The 20,554-nt window shown below is 70.0% G+C and carries 17 protein-coding genes; 9 read left to right on the top strand and 8 right to left on the bottom strand.

What is annotated here, in order from left to right; translation table 11 throughout:
* The first annotated feature begins 92 nt into the window (after positions 1 to 92).
* From ACVCAG_RS10695 to ACVCAG_RS10685, 3 genes are read left to right on the top strand one after another with little or no spacing between them, the layout of a single operon-like run.
* A complete protein-coding gene (locus ACVCAG_RS10695; RefSeq protein WP_447189782.1) occupies positions 93 to 1,124 on the top strand; it encodes a glycosyltransferase family 2 protein in 1,032 nt (343 codons plus the stop codon).
* Positions 1,125 to 1,127: 3 nt separating this feature from the next.
* Complete coding sequence (locus tag ACVCAG_RS10690; protein WP_440085211.1) at positions 1,128 to 2,162, top strand: glycosyltransferase; 1,035 nt, start codon at positions 1,128 to 1,130, stop codon at positions 2,160 to 2,162.
* A 55-nt stretch (positions 2,163 to 2,217) separates the two neighbouring features.
* Complete coding sequence (locus ACVCAG_RS10685; RefSeq protein WP_440085210.1) at positions 2,218 to 3,390, top strand: endonuclease/exonuclease/phosphatase family protein; 1,173 nt, start codon at positions 2,218 to 2,220, stop codon at positions 3,388 to 3,390.
* A 53-nt stretch (positions 3,391 to 3,443) separates the two neighbouring features.
* On the opposite strand, the gene ACVCAG_RS10680 is transcribed toward ACVCAG_RS10685, so the two are convergent.
* The 6 genes from ACVCAG_RS10680 to ACVCAG_RS10655 form a co-directional block, all read right to left on the bottom strand.
* The gene (locus tag ACVCAG_RS10680; protein WP_440085209.1) at positions 3,444 to 4,307 is read right to left on the bottom strand and encodes a BTAD domain-containing putative transcriptional regulator; all 864 of its coding nucleotides are present in this window, start codon (positions 4,305 to 4,307) and stop codon (positions 3,444 to 3,446) included.
* Between the two features lie 20 nt (positions 4,308 to 4,327).
* On the bottom strand, positions 4,328 to 5,293 hold the full coding sequence (locus ACVCAG_RS10675; protein WP_440085208.1) for a UbiA prenyltransferase family protein: 966 nt from the start codon (positions 5,291 to 5,293) through the stop codon (positions 4,328 to 4,330).
* A gap of 15 nt (positions 5,294 to 5,308) precedes the next feature.
* Positions 5,309 to 6,349 (bottom strand): NAD-dependent epimerase/dehydratase family protein, encoded by a 1,041-nt coding sequence (locus ACVCAG_RS10670; protein ID WP_440085207.1) that lies wholly within the window; start codon positions 6,347 to 6,349, stop codon positions 5,309 to 5,311.
* Positions 6,331 to 7,722 carry an aminotransferase class III-fold pyridoxal phosphate-dependent enzyme gene (locus ACVCAG_RS10665; RefSeq protein ID WP_440085206.1) on the bottom strand — a complete coding sequence of 464 codons (1,392 nt, stop codon included), beginning with the start codon at positions 7,720 to 7,722 and terminating at the stop codon, positions 6,331 to 6,333. Before ACVCAG_RS10665 ends, ACVCAG_RS10670 begins: the two co-directional genes overlap by 19 nt.
* A gap of 683 nt (positions 7,723 to 8,405) precedes the next feature.
* Positions 8,406 to 10,484: a BTAD domain-containing putative transcriptional regulator gene (locus ACVCAG_RS10660; protein WP_440085205.1), complete on the bottom strand. Its 2,079-nt coding sequence runs from the start codon at positions 10,482 to 10,484 to the stop codon at positions 8,406 to 8,408.
* A 488-nt stretch (positions 10,485 to 10,972) separates the two neighbouring features.
* Positions 10,973 to 11,311 (bottom strand): hypothetical protein, encoded by a 339-nt coding sequence (locus ACVCAG_RS10655; protein ID WP_440072454.1) that lies wholly within the window; start codon positions 11,309 to 11,311, stop codon positions 10,973 to 10,975.
* A 145-nt stretch (positions 11,312 to 11,456) separates the two neighbouring features.
* On the opposite strand from ACVCAG_RS10655, the gene ACVCAG_RS10650 reads away from it, so the two are divergent.
* On the top strand, positions 11,457 to 12,101 hold the full coding sequence (locus ACVCAG_RS10650) for a DUF1707 and DUF4870 domain-containing protein (protein ID WP_440085204.1): 645 nt from the start codon (positions 11,457 to 11,459) through the stop codon (positions 12,099 to 12,101).
* A 42-nt stretch (positions 12,102 to 12,143) separates the two neighbouring features.
* Here the strand turns inward: ACVCAG_RS10650 and ACVCAG_RS10645 are convergent, their stop codons facing one another.
* Complete coding sequence (locus tag ACVCAG_RS10645; protein ID WP_440085203.1) at positions 12,144 to 13,670, bottom strand: ATP-dependent DNA ligase; 1,527 nt, start codon at positions 13,668 to 13,670, stop codon at positions 12,144 to 12,146.
* Between the two features lie 160 nt (positions 13,671 to 13,830).
* Positions 13,831 to 14,205, bottom strand: a complete 375-nt coding sequence (locus tag ACVCAG_RS10640; protein WP_362682223.1) for an FKBP-type peptidyl-prolyl cis-trans isomerase — start codon at positions 14,203 to 14,205, stop codon at positions 13,831 to 13,833.
* 590 nt (positions 14,206 to 14,795) lie between these two features.
* On the opposite strand from ACVCAG_RS10640, the gene ACVCAG_RS10635 reads away from it, so the two are divergent.
* From ACVCAG_RS10635 to ACVCAG_RS10615, 5 genes are all read left to right on the top strand, one after another.
* On the top strand, positions 14,796 to 16,097 hold the full coding sequence (locus ACVCAG_RS10635; RefSeq protein WP_440085202.1) for an extracellular solute-binding protein: 1,302 nt from the start codon (positions 14,796 to 14,798) through the stop codon (positions 16,095 to 16,097).
* Positions 16,098 to 16,251: 154 nt separating this feature from the next.
* Positions 16,252 to 17,223: an ABC transporter permease subunit gene (locus ACVCAG_RS10630; RefSeq protein WP_440085201.1), complete on the top strand. Its 972-nt coding sequence runs from the start codon at positions 16,252 to 16,254 to the stop codon at positions 17,221 to 17,223.
* On the top strand, positions 17,220 to 18,077 hold the full coding sequence (locus ACVCAG_RS10625) for an ABC transporter permease subunit (protein WP_440072459.1): 858 nt from the start codon (positions 17,220 to 17,222) through the stop codon (positions 18,075 to 18,077). The genes ACVCAG_RS10630 and ACVCAG_RS10625 overlap by 4 nt, the downstream gene beginning before the upstream one ends.
* Complete coding sequence (locus tag ACVCAG_RS10620; protein WP_440085200.1) at positions 18,074 to 19,492, top strand: GH1 family beta-glucosidase; 1,419 nt, start codon at positions 18,074 to 18,076, stop codon at positions 19,490 to 19,492. Before ACVCAG_RS10625 ends, ACVCAG_RS10620 begins: the two co-directional genes overlap by 4 nt.
* Positions 19,493 to 19,514: 22 nt before the next feature.
* Complete coding sequence (locus ACVCAG_RS10615) at positions 19,515 to 20,510, top strand: LacI family DNA-binding transcriptional regulator (protein WP_362838259.1); 996 nt, start codon at positions 19,515 to 19,517, stop codon at positions 20,508 to 20,510.
* Positions 20,511 to 20,554 lie beyond the last annotated feature (44 nt).

Raw genomic sequence — 20,554 nt, 5'->3', positions numbered from 1 at the left:
AAGCATCGGAACAGACCAACGCGTGCGAGCGTCCGCCGGGCGGGTCCCCTCCCGGCCGGCGGGCGCCCGCCAACCCGAAGGGGTCATCGACCATGGATGAGCAGCGGCCACTGGTCTCGGTCATCATTCCCAACTACAACTACGCCCGTACGCTGGACCTGTGCCTGAGCGCGCTGGAGCGGCAGGACTACCCGCACATCGAAGTGATCGTCGTCGACGACCGGAGCACCGACGACTCGGTGGAGATAGCCCACCGGCACGGGGTGCGGGTGCTGGTCACCGACACCAACATCGGGGCGCCGGCGGCGCGCAACCTCGGTGTCGAGCACGCGCGCGGGGAGGTGCTGTTCTTCCTCGACTCGGATGTGGCGCTCACCCCCGACACGGTCGGCAACGCGGTGGCGCTGCTCACGTCCGATCCCACGCTGGGGGTGGTGTGCGGCACCTACGAGCCGGAGCCGCTGATCCCCGACAGCCGCGTGGAGCGGTACCGCAGCCTCCAGCTGCACTACTGGATCTCCGGTGACGCGGGCGACATCACCACGATCTACTCGGCGATCTTCGCGATGTGGACCAGGGTCTTCCACGAGATCGGCCCGCTCAACCCGGCGTTGCGCCACAGCGAGAACGCCGACTACGGCCACCGGATCACCCAGCGCTACCGGATCGTGCTGGACACCGCGATCAGGGGCGCGCACGACCACGACGACAAGCTGAGCGTGGTGCTGTCGAAGTTCTTCCACCGCGCGCGCCTGCACATCCCGCTGTACCTGCGCCGGCCGGACTTCAACGGCGGCCCGACCAACAGCAGCCGCGGCTGGGGGTCGCTCGCCGCCCTGTTCGCGGTGGTCACCGTGGCGTTGCCGGTGCTGTTCGGCCCGCTCTGGCTGCTCGTGCCGCTCGTGCTGCTGGCCGGCTCCATCGCCTCCGACCTGGGGATGTACCGCTTCGTCTGGGGGTACGCCGGTGCGGCGTTCACCGTCTACTTCACCGCGATCCACTTCCTGGTGAACGTCACCGTCGCGCTGGCGGTGTTCGTGGGTGCCGCGCAGTGCGTGCTGTCCAGCAGGTTCCGCCATACCTACGACATGCCGGAGACGTCCGCGCCGGCGATGGGGGCGTGAACGATGGACGGCCCGCTGGTATCGGTGATCGTGCCCAACTACAACTACGCCGGCTCCCTGGAACTCTGCCTGCGCGCCCTGCAGGAGCAGACGTACCGGCCGATCGAGCTGATCATGGTGGACGACGGCAGCACCGACGACTCCGTCGCGGTCGCGGAGCGGCTCGGTGTCCGGGTCGTCCACACCGAGCGCAACATGGGGGTGGCCGGCGCGCGCAACCTCGGCACCACCCACGCCCGTGGCGAGATCCTGGTGTTCGTCGACTCCGACGTGGCCGCCTACCCCGACTCCGTCGAGGTGGCGGTGGGCATGCTCGCGGCCGACCCGCGGCTGGGGGCGGTGTGCAGCATCCACGACCCGGAGCCGCTGATCCGCGACAGTCTCGTCGAGGAGTACCGGGCACTGCAGTACCACTACTGGACGGCGAGTTCCGAGGGGCCCATCTCGTTCCTCTTCCCGGCCATGGTCGCGATGCCCCGCCGCGTGTTCGACGAGGTCGGGGAGTTCAACACCCGGCTGCGCGAGACCGAGGAGGTCGACTACGGCCACCGCCTCACCCAGCGGTACGACATGGTGCTCACCTCGGCGGTGCGCTCCCGGCACGACCACGACGACGAACTGGTCAAGTTGCTGCGCAAGCTGTTCAAGCGGGGGCGCGCCCGGGTGCCGCTGTACGCGCGGCGCAAGCGCTTCGCTCGCGGGTTCGAGACCTCGAACCGGGCCGGCGGCAGCCTCGCCGCGCTGGCGGCGGTGGCCACGCTGCCGGCGCTGGCGTTCGGCCCGGCCGGCGCCGCGCTGCCGGCCCTCGCCCTGGCCGTGTCGATCCTGGCGGACCTCGGCATGTACCGGTTCGTGTTGCGGCGACGCGGCCCGCTCTTCCTGCTCTACTACGGTACGGTGCATTTCGTGGTGAACGTGACCATCGCCGCCGGGGTGGCGGCCGGTGTCGTGCAGTGGTTCTGCTCCGCCAGGTTCCGCGGGCTCTACGATTCCGACCTGCTCGTGCGGCCCTCGGCCGCCGGGGAGGCGGCGACGTGACGGCCCGTCGGTGCCCGCCCGCGCCACACGTACGTTCCGGACCCGGCCGCCGTCGATGACCGATACGCGGGTGGTGACCGCGACCGCCGGGCCGAGGCCCGCCCGGCGGTCGCGCTGGTGGACCTGGCCGCTGCTGTCCGCGCCGGTCGCCTGGCTGGTGTTCGTGGCGCTCCATCGCCTGCTGTCCGGCCGGGTGTGGTGGTGGCAGGCCCTGGAGGTCGTCCCGCCGTTCGCCTTCGCGGTCCTCCCGGTCCTGCTGCTCGCGGTGGCCCTGCCGGCGCGCCGGGCGCGGGGGTGGATCGCGGCGGTGACGCTCGCCTCCCTGGTGCTCGGCGGAGGCCTGAGCGGGCTCAACCCCGCCGCCCTGTGGCACCGTCCCCCGCCCGCCCCGCCGGGCGCGATCACGGTGTTCTCCTGGAACACGTTGTACTGGGACATGGTGGCGGGCGGGGAGACGATGCCACCGCCCACCGGCACGCCGGCACGTGACGTCGACGACTTCTACCGGTATCTGCACGACCAGAAGGCGGACGTGTATCTCCTGCAGGAGTACGTCTACTTCGGCCCGGACTCGAAGGCGATCCGGGTGGACGACCTGGTCAGGCTGCGCCGGGAGTTCCCCGGCTACCACATCGCCGCGGCGAGCGAGATGGTGACGGTCTCCCGCTTCCCGATCGTCCTGGAGCGGGGGCTCGACCTCCGCCCGTGGGTGTCGGAGAAACAGGACGCGGTCCTGCCCCCCGATCCGGGTCTGCCCGATTTCTCCGCGGTGAAGACACTGCGCACGGACGTACGCGTCGGCGGGAACGGCGGGAACGGCGGGAAGATCGTCTCGTTCTACAACACGCACATCAACTCCCCCGTCCACGCGTTCCCGCAGGGCCCGGACCCCCGCCGCCTCAACCGGACCCAGCACGAGCGGCGGCAGGCCAACCTCCGCGCGCTCGCGGCCGACGTGGAGGGGAACCCGCACCCGACCGTGCTGGCCGGGGATTTCAACGCCTCACCGGCGATGGGCATCCTGCGCCTGCTGCCGGACCGGCTGGTCGACGCGACCCCGGTGCTCGAGTCGCTCTACCCCACCTCCTGGGACGACCGATGGCCGCTGTGGCGGATCGACTGGGCGTTCACCACGCCGGACGTCACCGTGCACCGGTACGGGCTGGTGTGGTCGGAGGGCCTTTCCGACCACAGCGGGCAACGCCTGGTCGTCTCGACGAGCGGGTGATCCGGAGAAGAGGGGACGGGGCTCCGGGGGCTCCGGGGGTTCCGGGAGAACGGTCAGGGCCTGGACAGCACCCGGTCGGGCACGTGGGCCGCGGGACGGGTCCAGCTCGGCGGCTGCCCGAGTGGGGCCCAGCCGGCGACGGCGTGGTGGGCGCCGGCCAGGACCACCTCCTCGGCCGCCCAGACCGGCAGGTCGTGGTCGCCGCGCAGGATCTCCTGGTGTAGCGCGCGCAGCTCCGGCCCCGGCTCGATGCCCAGGTGGTCGGCCAGGTATCCGCGCAGGCGCGCGTACTGGGCCACCGCCTCCGCGGTGCGTCCCAGGGCGCAGAGCGCGCGCATCAGCATGCTCGCGAGCGGCTCCACGAGCGGGTAGCGGGGAACGAGGGGGGTGAGTTCGGTGACCACCGCGTCGGGCCGTCCCAGCCGCAGGTGTGCCTGCGCCCAGGTGACGACGGCACCGACGAACTGCTGCTCGATGCTGTAGCGCATCCGGGAGGCCCAGTCTCCGGAGATGTCGGTCAGCGGCGAGCCGCGCCACAGTTCCATCGCCTCGGCCAGCAGCGCGGCCCGGACGGAGTCGTCGCCGGCATGGGTCTGCGCCTGTTTCGCCAGACGGTGGAACCGGTGGGCGTCCACCCGGTCGGGATCGGCCTCCAGCACGTAGCCGCCGCCGCGGCGCTCGATGGCGACCGCGGTTCCCGCCAGTGCCTGCCGCAGGCGTGCGATGTGGGCGTACAGCGAATCCGTGGCCCGGTCCGGTGGAAGATTCCAGACCCGGTCGATCAACGTCTGAAGTGGCACGGGATGGTTGACGTCGACCGCGAGGGCGGCCAGCACCGCACGTCGTTGCGGTGGTCCCAGGGGAACGCGCCGGCCGTCGGCGGTCACCTCGACCGGGCCCAGTATGCGGACTTCCATGCTTTCCTTCCGTGTCGCTCTCACAACGGGACGGGCTGGTGGGCGAGCACGAGCGTCACCCCCAGGGTGGCGGCCCACAACATCGAGTTGGCGACCATGACACGGTCCCGCAGCAGGATCCGGACCGGGTCACCGCCGCCTTCGTCCATCAGTTGGATCTGCAGGTAGCGGAAGAGGGCGAAGAGCGCGAAGGGCGTGGACAGCAGCATCGCCGTCTGGCCGTACTGCGGGCCGAACGGGCCCTCCTCGCGCAGGTAGATGAGGCCGGAGACGAGGGCGAGCACGGAGGCGATCTGCAGCAGCCAGTTGGTCAGCTCCATCGAGTAGCCGTGGAGCGCCGGCCGGTGCGCGGCACCGCTCTTCAGCTCCTGGCGCCGCTTGCCGATGAGCAGCAGCAGGGACATCGAGAACACCGTGACCAGCAGCCAGGCGGCGGCCCGTCCTCCGGCCACCTCGTACCCCTGGACGACCCGGAGGACGAAACAGACCGCTATCGTGCCCACGTCGACCAGCGGGATGTGTTTGAGATAGCGGCTGTACGCGATGTTGATCAGGAGGTACACCACGATGGGCCAGTACGGTCCCGGGGTGAGGGCGATGACGGCGGTGAGCAGCGCGAGCAGGCCGGCGCAGTAGGCGTAGGCGACCCTGATCCCCACGCGACCGGCGGCGACGGGACGGTGACGCTTGACGGGATGGTGCAGGTCACGGTGCCGGTCGGCGATGTCGTTGCCGACGTAGACGGCGGAGGAGGCCAGGATGAACGCGACCGTGGCCAGGACGATCTCGACCACGGTGGCGAGGTTCCACAGGGAGGTGTCGATGAGCGCGAGCGGGACGAGGAGGATCGCCTTGGTCGCGTGCGAGGGCCGTATCAGCCTGAAGAGGTCCGTGACCAGGCGTGGCCGGGCTTCCGCTTTCTGGTCCGAGGCAGGTCCCCTGGGCCGTGGGAGTTCTGGAATGTCTGCCGATTCGACGACGTACATGCTTTCCTCGTCATTTCAGAAGAAGACTTTCGCCAGCGACAGCGCGCCCTGCCGCCACGCGTCGCGGCTGGTCTGGCCGGCACCCCGCGGTGAGCCGGCGGTGCGATGCTCCCGCCACCAGGCGTACGTGCGGAGGATCGCGTCCCGGTTGGACAGCCGGGGCCGGAAGCCGAGCCGGTCCCTGGCCTTGTCGATGCTGACGTAGGAGTCGGCGAGCAGCTTGTGCACCAGCCGCCCGTACACCGGGGACAGCCGGGTCCGCTCCAGCAGCCGGAGTCCGGCCAGGGCCGGCCGGACGGGCAGTGACACGACGCGCCTGCCGTGCCCGGCCGTGTCGAGCACCGCCTGGAAGTCCTCCCGCAGCGTGCCGAACTCCGCGGCCGCGAGGTTGTAGGTGTCGTTCGCGACGTCCGCCGGTGCCGTCAGGACGCCGGCCACGGCGTCCACCAGGTCCTCTATGGCGAGCATCTGGATGCGTACGTCCCCGCGGCCGAGGACCGGGAAGTTCCGGCCCTCCTCGGCCCACTCGAAGAGCATCGCGAACAGGCCCATCCGGCCGGGACCGAGGAAGGTCTTGGGGCGCAGGATCGGCACGCACATCCCGCCGGCCCGATACTTGTCGGCCAGTTCCTCCGCCTCGGTCTTGGCCCTGGTGTAGGGGTCGACCGGCTCGCGCGGATGCTCCTCCGGGGTGGGCACCAGTTTCGGGAGCCCGTACACGGCGGTGGAGGAGATGTGGACCGTCCGCTCCACCCCGGCCCGGCGCGCGGCCTCCAGCACGCTGTGGGTGCCTCCGACGATCAGGCTCTGGATCTGTTCCGCCGGATAGCTCGGCAGCGCGCCGGCGCAGTGCACGACCGCGTCCGCCCCGGCCATCGCCTCGGTCATCAGCGCGACGTCGCGCACGTCGCCGACCCGGTGTTCCGATCCCGGGACCGGGTCGGACGGCGGGCGCAGGTCCACGCCGATCACCTCGTGGCCCGCGGGCACGAGCCGCCGGACCAGGTTGCCGCCGAGCATCCCGGCGCTGCCGGTCACTACGACCCGAGAGGCCACCGCGATCCCACCTTCTCCCGTACGAACCGGGCGAGCAGCCGCGGCAGGCCCTTGGACAGGGTCTTGTCGAGGCTCTGCACGAAGTACTCGACGTCGTCGGGTTCGATGGCGAGGGTCGGCGCGACGACGAGCGGGTTCTCGACGTTCGGGCTGTAGTACGACACGATGTCGTGCTCGCGGTAGAGCTCGGCGATCACCGAGAGGGTGATCAGCTTGGTGCGGAAGTGCGGGTCGCCGGAGAAGCCCGGCGCCAGCTTGCCGGCCAGGTCGAGCACCTTGGGACCACCGGTCAGGAACACCCCCCACAGCGCCCCCGTACCGGTCACCTGGCCGACCACGTCCGGGTAACGCTTCTGGATGTTCTCCAGTCCGGGCTTCAGGATGCGCTCGATCTGCCGCGCCCGCGCGGGATAGTCCTCCTCGACGATCACGTTGATCGCCTCGATCGCGGTGGCGGTCTCCTCGCCGAACCCGTAGTAGGTCGTGCTGTGCAGGATGACGTCGGAGAGCCGGTCGTACGCCTTGCGGAAGATGGGCTCCCGCGCGGTGTACCCGGCGATCGACGCCTTCCCGCCGCCCAGCGACTTCGAGTAGACGAGGATGTCGGGCAGCAGGCCCGGATGGCGCATGAAGTAGAAGAGGCTGCCGGTCTTGCCCCAGCCGGTGTACACCTCGTCGAAGATCATGATGATGTCGTGCTCGTCACAGAGCCGTCGCAGCTCGTGCAGGTCCGCCTCCGACCAGGAGCGCATGCTCGACGCGCTGAACGGCTCGACCATGATCGCGTAGACGTCGCACCTCCCCTCGGGGGTGCGCGCGGCGTCGACCGCCGCCCGCACGGCCGCGAGGTCGCCGTACGGATGGACGACGATCCCCGGGAGCCCGGGGAACCGGAACGAGTTCTCCGACGATCCGGTCAGGCTTCCCGCCCCGAGGGTCTTGCCGTGGAAGCTGATGTCGGATCGCAGGATGGTGTTGCGCCGCCCGCCGTGATACTTGTACGCCATCTTGATGGCGCCCTCGTTGGCCTCGGCACCCGAGTTCGGGAAGTAGGAGATGTTCAGGTCGCCGGGCAGCAGCGTGGCCACGTTGTGGCTCAGCGCGGCCACGTACGGGGAGAAGAACGCCTTGTGGACCTCCATGCGCCCGGCGTCGGCGAAACGACGCCGGGCCGCCAGGATGCGCGGGTGGTTGTGGCCGTGGTTGAGGACGCCGACCCCTCCGGTGACGTCGAGGATCCGGCGGCCGTCACGGGTCCAGATCCAGGCGCCCTCGGCTCGCTCGGCGAGCTCGCGACCGAAGCCGAACGAGGTCATGAGGTTGACCTGACTGCGGCTGACGTACTTCCCGTACAGGTTCTGGACCTGTTTCACGGTAAGGTTTTCACACTCATCGATGCCGATTAGCTCCGACACGTTCGACCTTTCCTGGCGTTTTCCGCGATTTTGCAGCTGCTGGCGTCACAGGTGAGTTCGGTCCGAGGATGGCAATCGTCGCGAGGTGGGTGCCTGTCGGGCTCCTGCGGCAGCGCCGCCGCTGTCACCGGCCAACCCCTGGGTCTTCCTGCGCAAGGTGTCGGCCTTCTCTCTAGAGGTATGAGAAGACGAGAGACATCTCGCTAATGGTGTTAAATGTGGCTATACCTCGCACCATACAAATCTGTATAGGTTGATGCCGTGGCGCGTTGAACCGCGAGCGGAAAAGGGCGATGTGACGCGCCGGCTCGGGATTTCGTCTTTCGGAGAACCCGTGGCCGTCGCGTTCACGTGTGGCGATGGTTTCGGGCATACCGGATTCCGCGATTACGGCGGGCGGGCATGAGAATATTTCCAGCGTGTAAATCCCCTGGATTACGGCTGATGGGCGTGCGGATTATTTCCAGCGTGTAAGGTTTCCGGCCGGTTCCGATCGCTCATTCTCGTCGCCGCCGATCGGGTGGAGCGCTCCCATGCGGCGAGCGGCGAATTCCGGCGCGGCCGGCGCGGCGATCTCACCTTCGCGGTCCCCGGACGCTCCGCCGCCGGACCGGCGACTCTCCGAGGGAGCCCCGGTGTCCCTAGCCGCCCCACCCGTACGACGGCCGGTACCGGACGACGCCGCGGGCGATCGGCATGCCGGTGCCGTCCCCCGCCGCGCCGGGCACCTGGCGCGCGGTGGAGATCAGGTCGGCCATCTTGGCGTTGAGCCATCGGGGATCGGCCGTGCAGCCGTCGGGCGGCATGCCGAAGCGGCCGAGTGCCAGGCGACCGAACTTGGCGTCCCGCCGGGTTCGCCGGTTGCACACGTCACCGAGAGTGCAGGCGATGACGAGGGAGCTGTGCAGCGCCCGCCGTACGGCCTGCACCTGCTCCTCCTCGGTCTCCTCCTGCCGGGTCCGTTCGCGGGCGAACAGGCAGAGCAGGTCGTGCATGCGATACCGGTCCACGTCGCGGGCCTCGAGGAGCTGAACGTCCGCGAGATGGTCCAGGAGATCCGCGGTCTGTTCCTCCGAGCGGTCGGCCAGCGCCGCGGCGACCGCGACGCTGATGTCGGACCCGCCGAGCAGGCCCAGCAGCCGGAACATACGGGAGTGCTCGGCCTCCAGGCTGCGGTAACTCACCATGAAACAGGCCCGGACCGCCCGGTCGTCGGCCTGCAGCTCGGACAGGCGGTGGTCCTCGACCGCGAGCCTGGCGGCGAGGACCCGCAGCGACAGGCCCGGCCGGGCGATCAGCCGGGCGGCGGCGATCCTGATCGCCAACGGCAGGCCGCCGCAGAGCCGTACGATCGCGCGCGCCGCCCGGGGGTCGGCGGCGACGCGCTCCTCGCCGATCAGGCGGCTCAGCAGGGTGGTCGTCTCGTCCTCGGCCATGACGTCGAGGCGCAGATGCGTGACGGTGTCCAGAGAGGTCAGCATCCTCCGGGCGGTGATCAGCACGCAGCAGGTGGGGCTCGCGGGCAGCAACGGCCGTACCTGCGCGGCGTCCCGGGCGTTGTCGAACAGGAACAGCAGGCGCTTGCCGTCGGTCAGCGAGCGGAACCGCGCGGCGGCCTCGTCCACCTCGGTCGGCACGGCCGCGTCGTCGCCGCCGAGGGAACGTAACAGGCGGGCGAGGACCTCGGCCGGGTTCAGCGGCTTGACGTTGGGGGTGGAGCCGTGCAGGTTCACGTAGAGCTGTCCGTCGGGGAACCGGTCCGCGATCTGGTGGGCGACGTGCACGGCGAACGCCGACTTGCCGATCCCGGCCGCTCCGGCGACCGCGGAGACGGCGATCCGGCCCGGGCCCGCGGAGATCAGCGCCGTCCGCAGCCGTGAGATCTCGGCGGCACGCCCGGTGAAGGCGGCCGAGTCGATCGGGAGCTCTGCCGGGGCGAACACCCTGCGGGCGATGACCGACGGTGACGGCGCCGCCAGTACGGAGTCGTCGACGAGGATCTGCTGGTGCATGCGGATCAGGTCCGGGCCGGGGTCGACGCCCAGCTCCGCGGCGAGCGTCTCCCGCGCGCGCTGGTACACCGCGAGCGCGTCGGCCCGGCGTCCGGAGCGGTACAGGGCGAGCATGAGCTGTGCCCGGAGCCGTTCGTTCAGCGGATCCCTGCGCGTCAGAGCCTCCAGATCGGCGAGCACCTCGCCGTGCTGGCCCAGCGCCAGGCGGGCCTCCAGCGAGGCGTCCACGACGGTCGTCCTCAGCCGCTCCAACCGCGCCGCCTCGCCCCGCAACGGCTCGGGCAGGGACAACCCCTCCAGAACCGCCTCGGCGCGCCAGAGGCCCAGAGCCCGGGTGTACCGTTCGAGCGCGACGTCATTTCTCCCTTCGGATAACATCAGACGTCCTTGAGCGGCGAGTTCTTCGAACAATCTCACGTCTGTTTCACCGGGAGCGACCCGGAGCACGTAGCCGTTGGAACCCGCCTCGATCCGGGAAGGCGAACCAAGCGCCCGGCGCAGCGCGGAGATATAGGTGTAGAGGTTCGACTCGGCGTTGACGGGAGCCTGTTCACCCCACAACCAGTCGAGCATTCGACGGGTGGGGATCGCCTTGCCCGCATTGAGCAGCAGGGCGGCGAGCAACACCCGCTGTTTGCGCCGTCCGAGGGCGATCGGCTGCCCATTGGCCGCCCGCACTTCGATCGGTCCAAGAATCTTGAAATCCATCGGCATCACTCTTCAGCGCATAACCATGCACCAACATGAAACGTACAAATGCGTATAATTCCTGTTTTACATAGCGACTCATGATCGCGGTCCTCAACCTTCGGAGGGTACTCACCTGAAGGGAAGAAAAAGATTACGCGGCAGACATCCCCGGACGCCCGCACTCCGGTGCGGCGTTCCGCGGCGCGTATTGTGATCGCCCCTGCTCGGCCACTCCGACCAGGGGCGTCGCGCGGGAGGGGAGGGGCGCGTCACGGCGCGCGCCCTGGGCCGGCGGGCCGATGCCGCCCGCGCGCCCGGCGCGAACATCCACCGTTCCCGGGTCCGCCGGCCCAGGGCGGCCGGTCACCCCACGGGTGTTCGACCGCGTCGCCGGAAGAGTCCGGCGGCCCCGTACGCGAGGCGGCCGCCGGTTCCTCGTGTTCTCGCGCCACCGGGTCACCGTGGTCTCCCCGGTGGCGGGCGACGGGGGCGGCCGGTCTCCCGGCTCAGCCCTCCGCGCGCTTCTGGCGCTCGTTGTAGGCCCTCATCCGGGGGGGATAACCGGTCAGCTGCACGTCGTAGACCGGCAGGGCCAGGTCACGGGCCACCTTGCGGATCACCGCGGGGGAGCCGACCCGGCGCCGGGTCCACTCACCGTCGTCGGCGACGGCCACCGCCGTGGTGTTCGTCGCGAAGGTCTCGGGCTCGACGTAGAACTCGACGCCCCTGCGCGACTTCGCGAAGGCGATGAGCGACTCGACGTCGGCGTCGGTCGTGGCGCGGTCGAACTTGGCGATCCTCGGCCCGCGCAGGCGCCTCAACCCATAGCGATCTCGCCATCTCATGTTTCCTTGTATACCTCTCCTGCTCGTTCCATGGCGGAAGGCCAGGGATGGGTCTCAGGGGCTTATGGGGGTTCATCCTGATATACGAGGCCGACAATCTGGACGAGCATTGAGGTCGAAGCGGCGACGAAAGGGTATCGGTCTCATGGCAGGCACAGCGACACCAGCGGGCCCGGGGCACGGGGGAGTGCCTGCGACAGGTCCTCAGCCCGGCCACGCGGGGCTTCGGGTCAGCAACCAGGATCGTGAGCGGGTGGTCGAGCACGTCCAGACCGCCTACGCGGAGGGAAGGCTCGACAAGCTCGAGTTCGACGACAGGCTGGAGCGGGCGATGACGGCCCGCGTCCACGGTGACCTCGTCCCGATCATGAACGAGCTGTACGGCACGCATCCGGCCCGGCCCGTGTCCTACCCGCCCGTCACGAGCCGGGTTCCGGCCGCGTACGGTCATCACGGCCGCCTCGGCGGGCGGGGTGAAACCGGAGGCGAGCGTCTGGGCGCGATGGCGTCCCACCTGCTCCCGCTGGTCGGCCTTCCCGTCATCGGCCCGGCGGTCATGATGCTCACCGCGGGCAAGACCTCGCCCTACGTCCGGGCCCACTCGGTCGAGGCACTCAACTTCCAGCTGACGATGCTCGCGGCTACCATCGTGCTGGCGATCACGTTCATAGGCTTCGTCCTGACGCCCCTGCTCTGGATCGGCGGCGTGGTCCTGTCCGTGGTCGGCGCCGTTGCCGCGGCGGGTGACGGTGACTTCCGGTACCCCCTCACGCTGCGTCTCGTGAAATGACGACCGCGGCGTCCCGGGAACAGGCGACCGCGTGGCGGGACGTCAGAGCATGAGGGAGCGGACCATGTCGACGGTGTCGGCCTGGTCCGCCGTCTTGTCGGTGCGGTAGCGGACGACCCTGGCGAAGCGCAGCGCCATGCCGCCGGGGTAGCGGCTCGACTGCTGCACGCCGTCGAAGGCGATCTCGACGACCGTCTCGGGGCGGACGGTGACCGTCCAGCCGTCGGTGGGGCCCTCGGCGATGCCGAGGAAACGGTCGGTCTGCCAGGCGAGCAGCTCGTCGGTCAGGCCCTTGAAGGTCTTGCCGAGCATGACGAACCCGCCGGTCAGCGGGTCGCGGGCGCCCAGGTGCAGGTTGGAGAGCCTTCCCTCGCGGCGGCCGCTCCCCCATTCGGCGGCCAGGACGACGAGGTCGAGCGTGTGCCGGGGCTTCACCTTGATCCAGCCGGCTCCGCGCCGCCCGGCGGCGTAGGGCGCCAGGAGCGACTTGACCACCACGCCCTCGTGGCCGCTCCTGATCACGTCCTTGAAGAACGCCTCGCCGTCCGCGACGTCGCCGGTGACCAGGCGGGGGGTCACCAGCTCCGGGGGCACGGCGGCGGCCAGGGCCGCGTGGCGCGCCTCGCCCGGCAGGTCGAGCAGGTCGGCGCCGTCGACCCGCAGCGCGTCGAAGAAGAAGACGCTCAGCGGGGTCCTCTCTCTCGCGCGCGGCACGTCGGTGCGGCTGGACACGCGGCCCGAGGTGACCTGGAAGGGCTCGGGGCGGCCGTCGGCGCGCAGCGCGATGACCTCGCCGTCGAGGACCAGGTCGCGGGAGGTCAGGGTGCTCATCGCCTCGACCAGCTCGGGCACCTGCGCGGTGATGTCCTCGAGGGCACGGGTGAAGACGGTGATCCGGTCGCCCGAGCGGTGCGCCTGGACCCTGACGCCGTCGAGCTTCCACTCGACGGCGACCGGCCCGCCGAGCTTGCCGAACGCGGCCGCGATGGAGGTGGCGCTCTGGGCGAGCATCGGCGACACCGGGCGGCCGACCTCCAGGTGGAAGGCGCGCAGTGCCTCGATCCCGCCGCCGAGGGCGGCGGCGCCGACGGCGGGAAGCCAGCCGCGCAGCGTCAGCGCCCGCCTGACCTCGGCGGCCGGCACCCCGGCGGCCTTCGCCACGGCCTCGACCATCACTCCCTCAAGCGCGCCCTGGCGCAGCTCGCCCCGGAGCAGCCGTGACAGGAAGACCTGCTCCTGGCGGGTGAGGGCGCCGAACAGCTCGGCGACCAGCGTCCTGCGCGCGTTCTGCGAGCCGGGGCCGGCCAGGGCCTTGATCCGGTCGAGGAGGTCGTGCACCCCGCGCAGGGTGGCGGTGGCGGCCAGCCGGGGTTCGGGCGGATCCTGCAGGCTCGTCCAGCCCACGCCGACGTTGCGCTGCGGCAGCTCCCCGGAGAGGTAGGCGATGGCGATCTCCGCCTCGTCCGGCTCGACCCTGCCGAGCAGCTCCGCGAGGTGGGCGGTCTTCGCCAGCCGGGCGGAGCTGGCGGTCACGGCTGCCGAGGTGCGCGCGAGGTCGATCAACAACACAATGGCCAGCTTAAGAGCTGCAAGCGGCATTTCGGTGAGGTGAGGCGCTGCTTTTCGGAGTCGCCGCGTTTCCGGGAGGGCGCGGGGGAGTGACAGGAGACACGTCGGGCGGGCCACCCGTCGCCGGTGAGGCCCGCCCGTGCCGTCTCGCCCCCGGGCGTCAGCTCACGCCGAGCAGGTCCACGACGAAGATGAGCGTCTCGCCCGGCTTGATGCGGTTGCCCGCGCCGGCGTTGCCGTAGCCGAGGTGCGGCGGGATGGTGAGGCGGCGGCGGCCGCCGACCTTCATGCCCGCGACACCCTGGTCCCAGCCCGCGATGACCCGGCCCCCGCCCAGCGGGAACTGGAAGGCGTCGCCGCGGTTCCACGACGCGTCGAACTCCTCGCCCGTCGAGAAGGCCACGCCGACGTAGTGCACGGTGACCTGGTGCCCCGCCTCGGCCTCCGGGCCGTCCCCTACGACGATGTCGACGATCTCCAGCTCCGAGGGCGGGGCGCCTTCCGGAAAGTCGATCTCCGGCTTCTCCAGTGCCACGTGGTTCTCCTTGGTTGGATACGCGCCGGTCGATTTCCGACCGGCCGGACGACTCTACGGGGTCCGGCGCCGCCACGAGAGACATGGGGCCCGGGGTGGCTTCCGCGTCGTCCCCTTCGAAGGAGCGAGTGGTCGTTTTCGAAGGAGCGCGTGTGGGCGGCCTCGCGCACGGCGGCGGCGAGACGCGTCACCTGCGGATCCCCCCGCGCGGGGGCGGCGGTCATCGGCGCCGCGGGTGCCGGCGGCGCGGGGAGCCATCGGGAGAGTCACTGGGGAGCGCTCTCTGAGAAAGAGAGTGACCCGCTCCGCGGGGAGTGTCAATAGCTCGGCGCGGCGCCATGGAACATGAAGGAAACGCGACCTTAATGTGACCTTTTGTTGTGGGAGCGCTCCATTCACGAGAAAATTCAACCTCTAAATCCCTCTGACCTGGTGAAACGTTCAGAGCCTCGGGAGAGCGCTCTCCATGAAAAGCTGATCGACGAGCTCCGATCGGCGCCGGGGGGACCGTTGACACGTAACCCGCTTGGCATCAATCTGCTCAGGGAGCGCTCTCTCCATGATCACTTATGAGGACCCAGGAGGGTTCCATGCGTACGTTACGCCAGCGGTTCCTCGCTCCGATGGTCGCCGTTTCCGCCCTGGCCCTGGGCCTGACCGCCTGCGGCGGTGGTGACGCCGGGACCACCGGGAGCGGCGGAGCGGCCTCCGCGCCGGCCGAGAAGATCAAGCTGACCGTCGGGCTGTTCAGCGACTTCCACTACGCGCCGCTGTACGAGGAGTTCAAGAAGACCCACCCCAACGTGGAGATCGTGGAGCGCCGCGCGCAGTTCAACGACCACCACACCAACCTCATCACCCAGCTGACCACCGGCGCGGGCGCCGCGGACGTGGTCGCCGTCGAGGGCGGTTACATCGGCGCCTTCACCCCCGTGCCGGACAAGTTCCACAACCTCAAGGAGTACGGCCTGGACAAGCGCCAGAGCGAGTACCTCGACTGGAAGTGGAAGCTGGGCGTCTCCAACGACGGCTCCGCGCTCCTGGGCCTGGGCACCGACGTCGGCGGCCTGGCCATGTGCTACCGCCCCGACCTGTTCAAGAAGGCCGGCCTGCCCACCGACCGCGAAGAGGTCGGAGCGCTCTGGCCGACGTGGGACGCCTACATCGAGACGGGCAAGAAGTTCGTCGCGGGCAAGGTGGAGGGCGCCAAGTTCACCGACGGCCCCGGCGAGCACTTCCGCGCCATGGTCGAGCAGGCCCCCGTCGGTTTCTACGACGCCCAGTACAACATCGTCGCCGCCACCAACCCCGAGGTGCGCAAGGCGTACGACATGGGCGTGAAGATGATCGACGCAGGCCTGTCGGCCAACCTCGCCGCCTTCTCGCCGCCGTGGAACACCGGCATCGCCAAGGGCACCTTCGCCACCATGGTCTGCCCCGCCTGGAAGACCGGCACGATCAAGGACCAGAAGCCCGGCGAGGGCACCTGGGACATCGCCTCCGTGCCCGGGGGCGGCGGCAACCAGGGCGGCACCCACCTGATGCTGCCCAAGCAGGGCAAGCACCCCAAGGAGGCCGCGGCGCTGATCGACCTGCTGACCAGCAAGGAGAGCCAGATCAAGCTCTTCAAGGAGGCCAGCGCGCTGCCCTCGCTGCCCGCCCTGTACGACGACCCCGCGGTGAAGGACTTCGTCAACCCGTACTTCGGCAACGCGCCGATCGGCAAGATCTTCACCGACGCCGCCAAGTCGCTCAAGCCCCAGCCCGTGGGCCCCAAGGCCGGTGACGTGCTGCAGGCGATCGGCAACGGTCTCCAGCGGGTCGACCAGGGCAAGCAGAACGCCGAGGAGGCCTGGGCGCAGGCGCTCAAGGACGTCGGCAGGATCAAGTAGTCGCCCCCCGGCCGGCTGGTCTCGCACCGGTCGGCCACCTGCTTGTGCCGCTGTCCCCGCGGGCGGCACGTCCCCGTGCCGGTGAGCCGCGTGGCTCCCGCCGCGACGGGCCGCATGCCCCCGCCGTCCAACGAATCGCCGAAAAGGAGCCGCCATGGCCACCCGCGCGCCCGATCGCCTGGCGGCGGTCCCACCGAACAGGCCGGTGCGACCTCGCCGCCGCCTCCGCCGCCACCTGGTTCACCAACTCGACGTCAAGGGCTCGCCGTACGCCTACGTGGCCCCGTTCTTCCTGCTGTTCTCCGCTTTCGGGTTGTTCCCCCTGGCCTACACCGCCTGGGTGAGCCTGCACGAGTGGACGCTGCTCCAGGACGAGCATCCCTTCGTCGGTCTGGACAACTTCAGGACGCTGCTCGCCGACGACTACTTCTGGAACGCCACCTTCAACACCCTGTCCATCGGGGTGCTGTCCACCGCGCCGCAGCTGCTGCTGGCCATCTGGCTGGCCCACCTGCTCAACCGGCCGCTGCGGGCGCAGACCTTCTTCCGCATCACGCTTCTGCTGCCCAACGTGACCAGCGTGGTCGCGGTGGTGGTCATCTTCAGCCAGCTGTTCGGCCGGGACTTCGGCATGATCAACTGGGTGTTCTCGCTGGTCGGCGTCGACGGTGTCGCCTGGAACGAGGGGGTGCTGAGCTCCCACTTCGCCATCTCCACCATGATCATGTGGCGGTGGACGGGCTACAACGCCCTCATCTTCCTGGCGGCCATGCAGGCCGTGCCGCGCGAGCTGTACGAGGCGGCCACCATCGACGGCGCGAGCGGGATGACCCAGCTTCGCAAGATCACCATCCCGATGATCAAACCCACGATCGTCTTCGTCGTCATCACCTCGACGATCGGCGCCATGCAGATCCTCGCCGAGCCGCTGCTGTTCAGCTCCTACATCATCACCGGAGGGGTGGACCGGCAGTACCAGACGCTCGCGCTGTTCATCTACGAGAACTTCACCAAGCTCGACTTCGGCTACGCCTCGGCCATCTCCTGGATGATGTTCGTCTTCATCGTGGTGATCGCCGGCATCAACTACCTGCTCACCCGTCGCGGGAAGGGAGGGCTGTCGTGAGCGCCCACACCGCCGTCTCCGCGGTCCGCCGTCGCTCCGGGAGCACGGCCCGCAGGCTCACCTACCTGACGCTGACCGCGGTGGCGTTCTTCTCCATGCTGCCGCTCTACTACAGCATCGTGGTGGCCTCCCGCGACAACGCGGCCCTGGCCGACGTCCCGCCGCCGCTGATCCCCGGCGGCAACTTCTTCGCCAACGTCGCGCGCGTCTTCGACACGGTCCCCTTCGCCCTGGCGATGCTCAACTCCGTCATCGTCTCCGGCTCCGTCGCTATCGCGGTGATGTTCTTCTCCACGCTGGCCGGATTCGCCTTCGCCAAGCTGCGCTTCCGCGGCCGCAACGCCCTGCTCCTGCTCACCGTGGCGACGATGATGGTGCCGACCCAGCTCGGCATCATCCCGCTGTACATGCTGATGGTGAAGCTGGAGTGGACCGGCACCATGTACGCGCTGATCGTGCCCGCGCTCGTCAACGCGTTCGGCGTGTTCTTCATGACCCAGTACCTCTCCCGGGCGCTGCCGACCGAGCTGCTGGAGGCGGGGCGGGTCGACGGCTGCAGCACCTGGGGCCTGTTCTGGCACGTCGTGCTCCCGGCCGCCCGCCCGGCGGCGGCCGTGCTCGGCATGCTCACCTTCATGTCGGTCTGGAACGACTACTTCTGGCCGCTGGTCGTCCTGACCCCGGAGGATCCGACGGTCCAGGTCGCCCTGTCCACGCTGGCCAGCGGATACGTCAACGACTACGTGCTCGGCCTGGCGGGTACCACGCTCGGCACGCTGCCACTGGTCATCGTGTTCGCGCTACTCGGCAAACAGATCATCGGAGGAATCATGCAGGGAGCGGTAAAGGGATGACCGTCGTCGGCACTCGGGGGGCCACCCTTACGGAAGGGCGTGCGGACTTCCCCACCGGTTTCGTCTGGGGCGCGGCCACCGCGTCCTACCAGATCGAGGGAGCCGTGAAGGAGGACGGCCGCGAGCCCTCGATCTGGGACACCTTCTCTCGCACCCCGGGCAAGGTCGTCGGGGGTGACACCGGCGACGTGGCGTGCGACCACTACTTCCGCCACGCCGACGACATCCGGTTGATGACCGAGCTGAACCTGGCCGCGTACCGGTTCTCGGTGGCCTGGCCCAGGGTCCAGCCGTACGGCAAGGGGCCCGTCAACACGCGCGGCCTCGACTTCTACAGCCGCCTGGTGGACAGGCTGCTCGAGGCGGGCATCACGCCGTACGCCACCCTCTACCACTGGGACCTCCCGCAGGCGCTGGAGGACGCGGGCGGCTGGCCCGAACGCGACACCGCCCACCGCTTCGAGGAGTACGCGGCGGCCGTGCACGCGCGGCTGGGAGACCGGGTCCGCAACTGGGCGACCCTCAACGAGCCGTGGGTGGCCGCCTTCCTCGGTTACGGCAACGGGGTGCACGCGCCCGGCAGGACCGACGCCGCGGCGGCCTTCCGCGCCGCGCACCACCTGTTGCTGGGGCACGGGATGGCGGCACGGACGCTCCGCGAGGGCGGCGCGGAGGAGATCTCGCTGGTCCTGAACCTGTCACCGGTGATCACCCCCGCCCAGGTGGACGACCCGGGGGCCGAGATCTCCGAGGCGGACGCGGAGGCGGTCGGCCGGATCGACACCCTGCTGGTCAGGCAGTTCGTCGACCCGGCGCTGCGCGGAGAGTATCCCGCGGGGTTCCTCGACATCGTCGGGCGCAACGGCGGCCTCGACCACATCTGGGATGGCGACCTGGCGACCATCAACCAGCCGATCGACCTGGTGGGCATCAACTACTACAATCCGTGCGTCGTGGAGGCGGGGCCCGGCGAGGCGGCCGACGCGGCGTGGCCGGGCAGCGAGGACATCCGGTTCTGCCCCGCGGACGGCGTGCCCGCCACCGCGATGGGCTGGCCGATCGTGCCGAACGGGCTCTCCCGCCTGCTGGTGCGGCTCTCCGACGACTACCCGGAGGTCGGCCTGATCATCACCGAGAACGGCGCGGCCTTCGACGACGTCGTGGAGGACGGCCACGTCCACGACACCCGCAGGACCGAGTATCTGGACGGCCACCTGCGCGCCGTGCACGCCGCGATCGCCGACGGGGCGGACGTGCGGGGTTACCTGGTCTGGTCTCTGCTGGATAATTTCGAGTGGGCCGAAGGGTACCGGCGTAGGTTCGGAATCGTGCACGTCGACTTCGCCACCCAGCGGCGTCTGCTCAAGGACAGCGCGCTGTGGTACCGCGATGTCATCACGCGTAACGGACTGTAACCGACTGTAGGGGAAGAACACGATGAGACGACCCACCCTGGAGGCGGTCGCCGCCCGTGCCGGGGTCTCCCGGTCGACCGTCTCCCGGGTGGTGAACGGCCAGACCACGGTCACCGCCGACATCCGGGACCTGGTCATGCGCGCGGTGAACGAGCTCGGCTACGTCCCCAACGGGGCGGCGAGGAACCTGGTGACCCAGACGACCAACTCGGTCGCGCTGGTCGTCTCGGAGTCGCCGAACCGGGTGTTCTCCGACGACCCGATGTTCTCCACCGTCATACGCTCGGCCAGCCTGGAGCTGGAGGCCGTCAACAAGCAGGTCGTGCTGCTGCTGGCCGGGTCGCCGGAGAGCCACGCCCGGGTGGAGCACTACATCGCCGGCGGCCACGTCGACGGCGTCATGCTGGTCTCCAGCCACGGCGCAGACCCGCTGCCGGTCGCGCTCACCCGGCTGCGCGTCCCGGTCGTCTCCTACGGCAGGCCCGCCGTGCCGGTCGCGATACCGTACGTCGACAACGACAACGTCGAGGGCGCCGCCGCGGCCGTGCGGCACCTGCTGGAGCGGGGCAGGCGGCGCATCGCCACCATCGCCGGGCCACTGGACATGATCGGCGGGCAGGACCGGCTGGCCGGGTACCGCGAGGTGCTCCGCGACTCCGACCGCCGCTCGATCATCGCGGTCGGCGACTTCACCCGGGAGTCGGGGGCGGTCGCGATGCGGCAGCTGCTGGCCGACGACCCGGAGATCGACGCGGTCTTCGCCGCGAACGACCTGATGGCGATCGGCGCGATGCACGCGCTCCGCCAGGCGGGCCGGCGGATCCCCGAGGAGGTCGCCATCGTGGGCTACGACGACATAGAGGCCGCCCGCTACACCGACCCGCCGCTGACGACCATTCACACGCCGCACGCCGAGCAGGCCGCGGCGATGGTCCGCCTGCTGCTCTCCCTCTTCGACGGCGGCCCCGCCGAACCGATGATCGTGTCCACCGAGCTGGTGGTCCGGGCGTCCTCGTAGCCCCCGGCCCTCCCGGGCCGGGTCCCGGGCGCACGCACCCGGTC

Source organism: Streptosporangium sp. G12, from assembly GCF_052983175.1.
This window is presented reverse-complemented; position numbering and strand designations above follow the sequence as displayed.

Coding starts and splice junctions, on each gene's coding strand:
- ACVCAG_RS10695 (WP_447189782.1), top strand. CDS start 93: ATGGATGAGCAGCGGCCACTGGTCTCGGTCATCATTCCCAACTACAAC.
- ACVCAG_RS10690 (WP_440085211.1), top strand. CDS start 1,128: ATGGACGGCCCGCTGGTATCGGTGATCGTGCCCAACTACAACTACGCC.
- ACVCAG_RS10685 (WP_440085210.1), top strand. CDS start 2,218: ATGACCGATACGCGGGTGGTGACCGCGACCGCCGGGCCGAGGCCCGCC.
- ACVCAG_RS10680 (WP_440085209.1), bottom strand. CDS start 4,307: ATGGAAGTCCGCATACTGGGCCCGGTCGAGGTGACCGCCGACGGCCGG.
- ACVCAG_RS10675 (WP_440085208.1), bottom strand. CDS start 5,293: ATGTACGTCGTCGAATCGGCAGACATTCCAGAACTCCCACGGCCCAGG.
- ACVCAG_RS10660 (WP_440085205.1), bottom strand. CDS start 10,484: ATGGATTTCAAGATTCTTGGACCGATCGAAGTGCGGGCGGCCAATGGG.
- ACVCAG_RS10655 (WP_440072454.1), bottom strand. CDS start 11,311: ATGAGATGGCGAGATCGCTATGGGTTGAGGCGCCTGCGCGGGCCGAGG.
- ACVCAG_RS10650 (WP_440085204.1), top strand. CDS start 11,457: ATGGCAGGCACAGCGACACCAGCGGGCCCGGGGCACGGGGGAGTGCCT.
- ACVCAG_RS10635 (WP_440085202.1), top strand. CDS start 14,796: ATGCGTACGTTACGCCAGCGGTTCCTCGCTCCGATGGTCGCCGTTTCC.
- ACVCAG_RS10630 (WP_440085201.1), top strand. CDS start 16,252: ATGGCCACCCGCGCGCCCGATCGCCTGGCGGCGGTCCCACCGAACAGG.
- ACVCAG_RS10620 (WP_440085200.1), top strand. CDS start 18,074: ATGACCGTCGTCGGCACTCGGGGGGCCACCCTTACGGAAGGGCGTGCG.
- ACVCAG_RS10615 (WP_362838259.1), top strand. CDS start 19,515: ATGAGACGACCCACCCTGGAGGCGGTCGCCGCCCGTGCCGGGGTCTCC.